Source organism: Bradyrhizobium sp. (assembly GCF_019242285.1).
Classification (GTDB): Bacteria; Pseudomonadota; Alphaproteobacteria; order Rhizobiales; family Xanthobacteraceae; genus Bradyrhizobium.
Window position 1 is genome coordinate 1 of the sequence record NZ_JAFAVV010000225.1, and the last position, 3,786, is coordinate 3,786.

Genomic DNA, 3,786 nt, shown 5'->3' on the forward strand with positions numbered 1-3,786 from the left:
ATCGTCATCGATGGCAAGACCATGCAGAACGCGCCGCCGGCCGGCTTCGTCAACGCCGGCATCGCCCATGTGCCGGAAGGCCGCCGCCTGTTCTCGGCGATGAGCGTCCGCGACAATCTGCTGATGGGCGCTTATCTGCGCACCGACAAGCACGCCATCGCCACCGACCTCGATCGCGTCTACGCGATGTTTCCCATTCTCGCCACGCGGCAGCGCCAGGATGCCGGCACGCTGTCCGGCGGCGAGCAGCAGATGTGCGCGATCGGTCGCGGCCTGATGGCGGCGCCGCGCGTGCTGCTGATCGACGAGCTGTCGCTCGGGCTGGCGCCGCGTGCGGCCGAACTTCTCTCCGAGACGCTGCGCAAGGTCAACGCCACCGGCGTCGCCATCCTGCTGGTCGAGCAGGACGTTATGAACGCACTGGAGCTTGCGAACCGCGCCTACGTGATCGATCATGGCCGCGTGACGAAATCAGGCCCCGCCATGGGCCTCGCCAGCGACCCCGCGATCTGCGAAGCCTACATGGGATTGTCTAAGGCCGAGCTGCAATAGGATGTCGCAATCCCCGTTCGGCATGGACGAGCGCATGGCATGAAGGCGCGCAACTTCCGCTATGTTCGGCCGGCCTCGCTGCCGGAAGCTTATCGCATGCTAGCGGAGGCCGACGGCGAAGCCGTGCCCATCGCCGGCGGCCAGAGCCTGCTCGCCGGTCTCAACATGCGGCTGTCGTCGCCCAAGGTTCTCGTCGACATCGGCAACCTGGCAGAGCTGACCGGTCAATCCTACGCCGACGGCATGGTCCGGCTCGGCGCGCTCACGCGCCACCGCGATCTTCTCTCGTCCGCGATCGTCCGCGCGCACCTGCCGCTGCTGGCAAAGGCGGCGCCGCATATCGGACACATTGCGATCCGCAACCGCGGCACCATTGGCGGCAGCCTTGCCTATGCCGACCCGGCGGCGGAACTGCCGGCCTGTGCGGTCACGCTCGGCGCCACGCTGGTGCTGGGCAGCGCCAAGGGCGAGCGCCAGGTGAAGGCGGAGGATTTCTTCAAGGGCCTGTTTGAGACCGACTTGCGACCGGGCGAGCTGATCGTCGAGGTGAAATTCCCGGAGGTGCCGACTGGTACGTTCACCGGCTTCGCCGAGCTGTCGCGCCGCCATGGCGATTTCGCCCTCGCCGGCGTAGCCGCGCTGGCCATCGTGCGAGGCGGTGCGATCGAAAGCGCGCGCATCGTCTATTTCGGCTGCGTTGACCGCGCCAGGATCGCGGCCTCGGTATCGGCGGCGCTGTCCGGCGCTGCGGTGCCGCTTGAGGATGCGTCGCCCTACGCGGCCGCGATCCGAAACGACGTCAAACCCGACGACACGCCCGGGCTTCGCGCCGCCACCAAGCTGCACATGGCGACGGTGCTCACGCGCCGCGCGCTTAACTCCATGGTGGAGCAGAGGACGCATGGGTGATGTCGAAATGATCGGCGACGAAGAGGTCGAGGTTGTCGCGACCCTGAACGGGAAGCCGCTGAAACGACGCGCCAAGGCGCGGCAGCACCTCGCCGATTTCCTGCGCCAGGAGCTGGAGCTGACAGGGACGCATCTGGGCTGCGAGCATGGAATCTGCGGCGCCTGCACGGTGCTCATAGACGGCCGCACCGCGCGTGGCTGCCTCACGCTGACCGCGCAAATCTCCGGCAAGTCCGTTGAGACGATCGAAGGTCTGTCTGACGACGGCAGACTCGCCGAGTTGCAGCAGGAGTTCATCGCGCGCAACGCCGCGCAATGCGGCTTCTGCTCGTCAGGCATGTTGCTGACCGCGTATGAGCTGGTTCAGGGCGGCGAGAAGCTGTCGCGTAGCGAGATCCGCGAGCACATCTCCGGCAACATGTGTCGCTGCACCGGCTATCACGCCATCGTGGATGCGATCGAGGCCGTGCTCGCGAAGGGCTCACGCTGATGGCATCACCGGCTGCCTCGACCACCGGGATCGGCGCGCGCATCCCGCGCCGCGAGCTCAAGCGCCTGCTCGCCGGCCACGGCCGCTACATCGACGACATCCGGCTACCGCGCATGCTGCATGCCTACTTCGTGCGCAGTCCGCATCCGCACGCGAAGCTAGTCTCCATCGACGTCCAGAAGGCGAGCCGGGCGCCGGGCGTCGCCGGCGTCCTGACGGCGGTGGAGATCAATCCGCGCTGCGAACCGTTTGTCGGCGTCGCGCTCCACCGACCGGGTCACCGGTCCGCCCCGCAGCGGCTGTTCGCCGCCGAGCGCGCAGTCTGGCAGGGCCAGCCGGCGGCGATCGTCCTCGCCGACAGCCGAGCGGAGGCCGAGGACGCCGCGGAACTCGTCGAGATCGAATGGCAGCCGCTGCCAGTCGTCGCCGATCAGTTCCAGGCCATTGCGCCCGGGGCGCCCGTGATCCACCATGGAATGCCCGACAACGTGGCGTTCGATTTCACCCTGGAGAAGGGCGAGCCGGCAAAGGCCTTCGCCGAGGCTGACGTGGTGATCGAGGAGGAATTGCGGTTCGAGCGCCAGATGGCGATGACCCTCGAGCCGCGCGGGCTGATCGCCGATTTCAATCCGAGCGACGGCTCGCTGACCGTCATCCACGCCCATCAGTCTCCATTCCAGATGCAGGAGATTTTCGCGAATCATCTCGGGATCCCCGAGCACAAGGTCCGCGTGGTCGCGCCCGACGTCGGCGGCGGCTTCGGCCTGAAGCTCAACGTTCACTGCGACGAGATCGCGACGGTGGTAGCGAGCGTGATTTTCGGGCGGCCCGTGAAGTTCTGCGTCGATCGTCTGGAGTCGTTCGTTTCCGACGCGCAGGCACGCGATCACCGCATCAAGTGCCGCATCGGCTGCAAGAGAACGGGCGAGATCACCGCCATGGAGATTGACGATATGGGGGCGGTCGGCGCCTATGGCATGCCGATGCGCTTCAACGTCGCCGAAGGCATGATGGCCGTGGTGATGACCGGCGCGCCTTACTTATTCGACAGCTACAAGGCGCGCACGCGCAGCGTTTACGTCAACAAGAACTTGATCGGCATGTATCGCGGCGTCGGCATGCCGTTTGCCTGCATCGTCGGCGAACTGCTCACCGATCTTGCCGCGCACGAGCTCGGCATCGACACGGTCGAGTTCAAACGTCGCAATTATCGGCCAAAATCCACGCTACCTTGCGTGACGCCAGGTGGCCAGCGACTCGAGACCGTGTCGTTCCACGAATGCCTGGAGAGGCTCGTGGCGCTGATGGACTATGATAAGCTGCGCCGGGAGCAGCGCGAACTGCGCGGGCGCGGCATCCATCGCGGCATCGGCATTGGCACGTTCTGCGAGCAGACCGCCTACGGCCCGCCCTATTACGGCCCCTCCGGTGCGGCGATTTCGACCCAGGACGGCTGCACGTTGCGGCTCGAGCCGTCGGGCTCGGTGCGTTGCCTGACCAGTCTGACTGACCAGGGTCAGGGCACGCTGACGGCCGTGGCACAGATCGTCGCCGACACGCTCGGCATCCCGGTCGACGACGTCAGCGTCGCCGGCAACGACAGTGCGATCTCGACCTACGGCGGCGGGGCCTGGGCCTCACGTGGCACCGCGGTCGGCGGGGAGGCGGCGCTGCGCGCCAGCACCATCCTTAAGAAGAATATCCTGTCGCTCGCCTCCGCCATCACGCAGAGACCGGCCGACGAATTGAGCCTCGCGAACGGGCAGGTGATTAACAGAAAGACCGGATTGAGCGTCATCAGCCTGGCCGAGGTCGGCCGGATCGGCTATTTCCGC

General features: G+C 66.5%; 4 protein-coding genes. All 4 read left to right on the forward strand.

Annotation, left to right across the window (positions count from 1 at the left end; all coding sequences use genetic code 11):
- A partial coding sequence (locus tag JOY90_RS08800) for an ABC transporter ATP-binding protein (protein WP_291690755.1) occupies positions 1-552 on the forward strand: 552 nt, incomplete at its 5' end.
- Between the two features lie 39 nt (positions 553-591).
- Positions 592-1,461, forward strand: coding sequence for a xanthine dehydrogenase family protein subunit M (locus tag JOY90_RS08805; RefSeq protein WP_291690756.1), 870 nt, complete (start codon positions 592-594; stop codon positions 1,459-1,461).
- Between the two features lie 7 nt (positions 1,462-1,468).
- On the forward strand, positions 1,469-1,951 hold the full coding sequence (locus tag JOY90_RS08810) for a (2Fe-2S)-binding protein (RefSeq protein WP_291690757.1): 483 nt from the start codon (positions 1,469-1,471) through the stop codon (positions 1,949-1,951).
- A partial coding sequence (locus tag JOY90_RS08815) for a xanthine dehydrogenase family protein molybdopterin-binding subunit (protein ID WP_291690758.1) occupies positions 1,951-3,786 on the forward strand: 1,836 nt, incomplete at its 3' end. The genes JOY90_RS08810 and JOY90_RS08815, both read left to right, overlap by 1 nt.

Excerpts from the sequence above, each read along its gene's own strand:
- JOY90_RS08805 (WP_291690756.1), top strand. The coding sequence starts at position 592 with ATGAAGGCGCGCAACTTCCGCTATGTTCGGCCGGCCTCGCTGCCGGAA.
- JOY90_RS08810 (WP_291690757.1), top strand. The coding sequence starts at position 1,469 with ATGATCGGCGACGAAGAGGTCGAGGTTGTCGCGACCCTGAACGGGAAG.